Genomic DNA, 5,718 nt, shown 5'->3' with positions numbered 1-5,718 from the left:
CGGCGACCGTCATGGCCGCGGGCCTGGACGTCATCCTCGGCGACCCGCAGGTGAAGTCGGTGTTCGTCAACGTCTTCGGCGGCATCACGTCGTGCGTGGCCGTTGCGGAGGGCATCGTCAAGGCGCTCGAGATCCTCGGTGACGCCGCCACCAAGCCGCTCGTGGTCCGCCTCGACGGCAACCAGGTCGAAGAGGGCCGTGCCATCCTCGCCGCCGCCAACAACCCGCTCGTCACCCTCGCTGCCGGCATGGACGAGGGTGCCGACAAGGCCGCCGAGCTGGCGAACGCCTGAGCTGCGGCATCGGAACAAGGAACTAGGACTATGTCGATCTACCTCAACAAGGACTCCAAGGTCATCGTCCAGGGCATCACCGGCGGCGAGGGCACCAAGCACACCGCGCTGATGCTCAAGGCCGGCACCCAGGTCGTCGGCGGGGTGAACGCCCGCAAGGCCGGGACGACCGTCTCGCACACCGACAAGGACGGTAACGCCGTCGAGCTGCCTGTTTTCGCATCCGTCGCCGAAGCGATGGAGAAGACCGGCGCTGACGTCTCGATCGCTTTCGTGCCGCCCGCCTTCACGAAGGATGCCATGATCGAGGCCATCGACGCCGAGATCCCGCTGCTCGTGGTGATCACCGAAGGCGTCCCCGTCGGTGACACTGCCGAGGCCTGGGCCTACACCCAGTCCAAGGGAAACAAGACGCGCATCATCGGCCCGAACTGCCCCGGTATCATCACCCCCGGTGAGTCGCTCGTGGGTATCACCCCGGCCAACATCACGGGCAAGGGTCCGATCGGCCTCGTCTCGAAGTCGGGCACGCTCACCTACCAGATGATGTTCGAGTTGCGTGACCTGGGCTTCTCGACCGCTATCGGTATCGGTGGCGACCCGATCATCGGCACCACCCACATCGACGCGCTCGCCGCGTTCGAGGCAGACCCCGAGACCAAGGCGATCGTCATGATCGGTGAGATCGGTGGGGATGCCGAAGAGCGCGCCGCCGACTTCATCAAGGCGAACGTGACCAAGCCGGTCGTCGGCTATGTCGCGGGCTTCACCGCTCCCGAAGGCAAGACCATGGGTCACGCCGGCGCGATCGTGTCGGGCTCTGCGGGTACCGCCCAGGCCAAGAAGGAGGCCCTCGAGGCTGCGGGCGTGAAGGTCGGCAAGACGCCGTCCGAGACCGCCGCCCTGATGCGCGAGATCATCGAGCAGCTCTGACGCTCGCTCACCGAGACACCCTCTGTCGCGCGAGACGCCGCGCGACAGAGGGTGTCTCGCTGTGTACGCGGTGTCTCGCTCCGGGCAGCCCGTGGTCGCAGGTGGGCGGTAGCCTGAGGGCATGCCACTGACCGGAGAGTACAAGCCGTCCACATCGGAGTGGGCCCGCACCCAGGCCGAGACCTACGAAGCCACGGGCGGCGCCGAGGGATCGGTGCTGCGAGGCAAGCCCGTCATCGTCCTGACCACGCTCGGCGCCAGGACCGGAGGGCTGCGAAAGACCGCGCTCATGCGTGTTGAACACGGCGGAAGCTATGCCGTGATCGCGTCGAAGGGCGGCGCGCCCGACGAACCCAAGTGGGCGGGCAACATGCGCAAGAACGCGACAGTCGAGTTGCAGGATGGCGCGACCAAGCGTGATTACCTCGCGCGCGAAGTCGAGGGTGAGGAGCGCGACCAGTGGTGGGCGCGTGCTGTCGAGGTGTGGCCCGACTACGCCGAGTACCAGAAGAAGACCGAACGGCTCATCGCTGTCTTCGTGCTCGACCCCGCATAAGGCCCCGCGCTGCGCGGCGCAGACTGAGAATCCGCCGCGATCGATGAGTTTTTCCGGCCCGCCGTCAGGTTTCGGACGCCCGAGAACGGCACAATACGTTCAGCGCCGTCCGTGCGCCCCGGAGCCAGCATGAACGACACTGCGCAAGCCACATTGACGCGCCGCACCATCGCATCGTCGCGACATCGCCCCACCCCCTGGTGGGTCTGGACGCTGGCGACGATCGGAGGGGTCGGACTGCTGGCCTTCATCACGGTGATCGGAGTCATCACGGTGCCGCCGGCCATCGCGAACCTGCAGACCCGGGTGGCAACCGCGGCAGAGCCCCTCGTGCTCGGTCCGGAATCGGCTCCCGTGACCGTCATCGTGCCCGAGGGCTGGCTGATCACCCGACCGGATGACTCGCACGCGCGCATCGTGACACCCGACCGCGGTCTGATCGTGGATGCCTCACTCAGCGCCGCCGACGCCACCCAGGCCGCGATGGACGCCGGCGCGGCGGCTCCCATGGTCGAGACCTTGGCATCGGGGCTGACCGTCGCGCACGGGTCCCCGTCCGGGTCGAGCGAGGAGGGCGCCGCTGCCGTGCCTGACCTGGTCGCTGCGGTGGGGCCGGTCGCGGGAGGTTCCGTCGTCTTCGTCGCCTCGAGCGATGACCTCGAGCGCTACCGCGCGGCGATGGCGTCGCTGGTCGAGGGGGTGCAGCCGTGAGCGCTTCGGTCCCGCGTTCTGCCCGTGCACTGGCCGTCGCGGCCGTTGTCGTAGCGGCATCCGTCGTCGCCTCCGGCTGCGCCCCTGCCGTCGACGAGAACTGGAGCCCGCCGACCTGGCCGGCAACGAGGCTGACCGTCGTCGAGGGCGAGGCGGCGCCGTTGAGCGCGGAACCCGGGCAACCGCTCGCCTCCAACGTTTCACCCGAGCGCATCCGCCAGGATGGTGTCGGCATCCAGGCCCGCTACCTGCTTCTGCCGCAGGTCCCCGCCTTCAATGACGCGGTGAGGGGCTATATCCGGGCCGCGATCGCTGCTCGGCAAGACGCCACCGGCGCGACCTATCGGCCTCAGGCCGGAGACGTCGGTGCAGGCCTGAACGACCGGACCTGCACTCCCGGCTCCACCACGACCCCGGCTGCCCAGTTGCTGGTCGATCCAGCTGTAGCCGGACCCGTCGTGGGCGGTGGTGCGGCTACTGTCGTGTGTGATGTCGTGTGGGCGGCGGGAACCCTGTTCGGTGAGCGACTGCGCACGGTGATGTCGAACGCGGATGCCGTCACAGCCGACACCGCCGAGACCCTCTTCGGTGACGCGGCAGTGGGCGATGTGGCGTCCGGAGCCCAGCTGTGGACGCCGGATGCCCTCGGAACGCTCGCTGCGGAGGTTGTTGACGGTTTGCGCCGCGCCGCTGGCTCCCTCTCGCTGGCCCCCGTGGCGGACCCGTCGGCGGCGGAGCGCCTCGCCGGGGCCTTCGCGACGACGATCCCCGCGGCTGCGGGCGGCATGCAGTTCACGATCCCCGCTGGCTTCACCACCGATGGGCTCGCGGCGCTCGGCATCCCACCGACCGATGCGGCCCGTACCGTTCTGGTGCCTACGGCTGTTGCCGAACCCCTGCTCACCGACTTCGGACGACGGCTGCTCGCCTCGGTCGGTCAGCCGTACTCAGGCCCGAGTGTGACGAGGCCCGGGGACGTGCCCGTCGACTGTTCGTTGACGCCCTGCGTTGCGCTGACCTACGACGATGGTCCGAGCGATCTCACTCCGAGCATGCTGGATGCCCTCGCGACGCACCGCGCCAGTGCGACGTTCTTCGCGATGGGTGAGAAGGCGAACAGATACGCAGCCACACTGCAGCGGATGGTCGCCGAGGGACACCTCATCGGAAACCACAGCTGGAACCATCCGTCGCTCACGAAGCTGACCGATGCGCAGATCGCGTCGCAATTGCGCGACACGACAGCCGCGTTGGAGGCGGCATCCGGCCAGAAGATCACGATGTTCCGACCCCCCTATGGTGACTACAACGCGCGGGTGCTCGCGGTGGCGCAGATGCCCGCGATCCTCTGGGATGTCGACACCGAGGACTGGGAGGGCCCGGCCGACGACGTCCTGATCGAGCGGGTCGTGACACGATCGAAGCCCGGCTCGATCGTGCTGCAGCACGACATCCACGGGAACACGGCGCGCACCGTCGGAGCCATTTGCGACGGGCTTCTCGATCGGGGTTTCACCATGGCAACGATCACCGAACTGTTCCAGGGCTCAGTCCCGAAATCGGGAGCGTGGCGCAGCGCCCGGTGAGTCGACCGGTGAGCGGCTCGGCGATGGGTAAGGTCGAACCCGCATGAACCGGGTCATCGTCTTCCTTCTCGCGGCCTTCGACGCGCTCGTCACCGTCGCCGCGGGCCTCGTCGTCGTGCTCGCACCAGCGACGCTCCTGTGGGTCGTGGAGTTCGGTGGCCTTGCCCCGTGGGACGCGCTGTGGCCCACCGCCGCAAGCGTCTGGCAACTGGGGCACGTCGTCCCGCTAGAGATCACGCTTCCCGCCGACTACGTGGCAACTGCCGGCATTGATCCAGGCGCAGCATCCTTCGTGCTCTCGCTCGCCCCGCTGGCCTTCGTGGGATTCACCGCCATCTCGGCGACGCGCTCGGGTCGGCGGGCCTCACGCTCGGGAGCGGCGTTCACGGGCGCACTCGCGGGGACCGTGGTCTTCGCCGCTGCAGCCGCCGGCATCGCGTTGACCGCGGGAAACCCCATTGCACACACCTCGCTCACGGAAGCGATCCTCTTCCCGGCCCTCATCTTCGGCATCCCGGCGCTGCTCGGCGCGCTCGTCGGGGAGTGGCAGGATGCCGACAGCGGCGTCATCGCGGCGCTACGCGAATGGACCGAAGACCTGCCCGAGGACTGGGCCCTCACCCCGACGGTCATCGCGCGCGCGGGGGCGATCGCGGCAGTCGGACTCCTCGGGGTCGCGGCACTGGTCACCGCTGTCGCGATCTTCGCGCGCGGCTCCCAGATCGTCGGCCTCTACGAGGCGTCCCACGTCGATGTCCTGGGCGCAGTGCTCCTGACGCTCGGCCAGCTTCTCTACCTTCCCACCCTCGTCGTGTGGGCGCTCGCCTTCGTTGCCGGTCCCGGTGTGTCCCTCGGAGCAGGGGCGACGGTCGCGGCATCCGGAACCACGACCGGCGTCCTGCCCGGCCTGCCGCTGCTGGGCGTCCTCCCCGAGTCGACCTCGCCGTGGTTGCTGCTGCTTGCGCTCCTGCCCGTCGCGGTCGGCGCCTTCGCCGGGTGGGTCGCTCGGTCGTTCTTCGCCGCGGATGCCGAGCGCGTTGCCGCCCGTATCGTCGTGACGCTCGGGATCGCGGTTGTTTCGGCCGGTTCAGCGGCGCTGCTGGCGGCCCTCGCCTCCGGCTCGCTCGGCCCTGGTGTGCTCGCCCAGCTGGGACCAGAACCGGGCCCCGTCGCGCTGGCGATCGGCATCGAGGTCGGCGTCGGTGCCGGCATCCTGTTGCTCTCACCGCGACGTCGAGCCCGTGACGACGACGCGACCGAGGCGGTGCCCACGGCGCTCCTGGAGCCCTCGGTAGACTGAGTCGGTGCTCACCGTCGCCGTTCTCATCTCCGGCGCCGGATCCAACCTTCGGGCGCTGCTCGAGGCAGCGAACGAGCCCGACTATCCGGCGCGGATCGTTGTCGTCGGCGCCGACCGCGAGGCCGAAGGCCTCGCCCATGCCGAAGCCTTCGGCATTCCGTGGTTCTTCGTGCCCTTCGCCGAGTATGCGAGCCGAGCGGCCTGGGGTGAGGCGCTTCGCGACCAACTCGCGGTGTGGCAACCCGACCTCATCGTTCTCAGCGGCCTGATGCGGTTGCTCCCCGCATCGGTCCTCGAACCCTGGGCGCCGCGGATCATCAACACCCACCCGGCGTATCT

At 68.9% G+C, this 5,718-nt stretch carries 6 protein-coding genes and 1 pseudogene; all 7 read left to right on the top strand.

Annotation, left to right across the window (positions count from 1 at the left end):
• Positions 1-293 (top strand): annotated as a pseudogene (locus Q1V87_RS11365) (succinate--CoA ligase subunit beta); the annotation flags it as partial.
• A 30-nt stretch (positions 294-323) separates the two neighbouring features.
• Positions 324-1,226 carry a succinate--CoA ligase subunit alpha gene (sucD, locus tag Q1V87_RS11360; RefSeq protein WP_300592799.1) on the top strand — a complete coding sequence of 301 codons (903 nt, stop codon included), beginning with the start codon at positions 324-326 and terminating at the stop codon, positions 1,224-1,226.
• Between the two features lie 121 nt (positions 1,227-1,347).
• Positions 1,348-1,782: a nitroreductase family deazaflavin-dependent oxidoreductase gene (locus tag Q1V87_RS11355; RefSeq protein ID WP_300592796.1), complete on the top strand. Its 435-nt coding sequence runs from the start codon at positions 1,348-1,350 to the stop codon at positions 1,780-1,782.
• Positions 1,783-1,911: 129 nt separating this feature from the next.
• Positions 1,912-2,493, top strand: coding sequence for a hypothetical protein (locus Q1V87_RS11350; protein WP_300592794.1), 582 nt, complete (start codon positions 1,912-1,914; stop codon positions 2,491-2,493).
• Positions 2,490-4,079: a polysaccharide deacetylase family protein gene (locus Q1V87_RS11345; RefSeq protein WP_300592791.1), complete on the top strand. Its 1,590-nt coding sequence runs from the start codon at positions 2,490-2,492 to the stop codon at positions 4,077-4,079. The genes Q1V87_RS11350 and Q1V87_RS11345 overlap by 4 nt, the downstream gene beginning before the upstream one ends.
• Positions 4,080-4,122: 43 nt before the next feature.
• A complete protein-coding gene (locus Q1V87_RS11340) occupies positions 4,123-5,379 on the top strand; it encodes a DUF6350 family protein (RefSeq protein ID WP_300592788.1) in 1,257 nt (418 codons plus the stop codon).
• A 4-nt stretch (positions 5,380-5,383) separates the two neighbouring features.
• On the top strand, positions 5,384-5,718 hold a 335-nt coding region (locus Q1V87_RS11335; RefSeq protein ID WP_300592785.1), incomplete at its 3' end, for a formyltransferase family protein.

Origin of the sequence: Microbacterium sp. (genome assembly GCF_030149085.1) — a bacterium.
GTDB lineage: Bacteria > Actinomycetota > Actinomycetes > Actinomycetales > Microbacteriaceae > Microbacterium.
The sequence above is the reverse complement of the archived record's forward strand: the minus strand, read 5'-3'. Positions and strand labels throughout refer to the sequence as shown.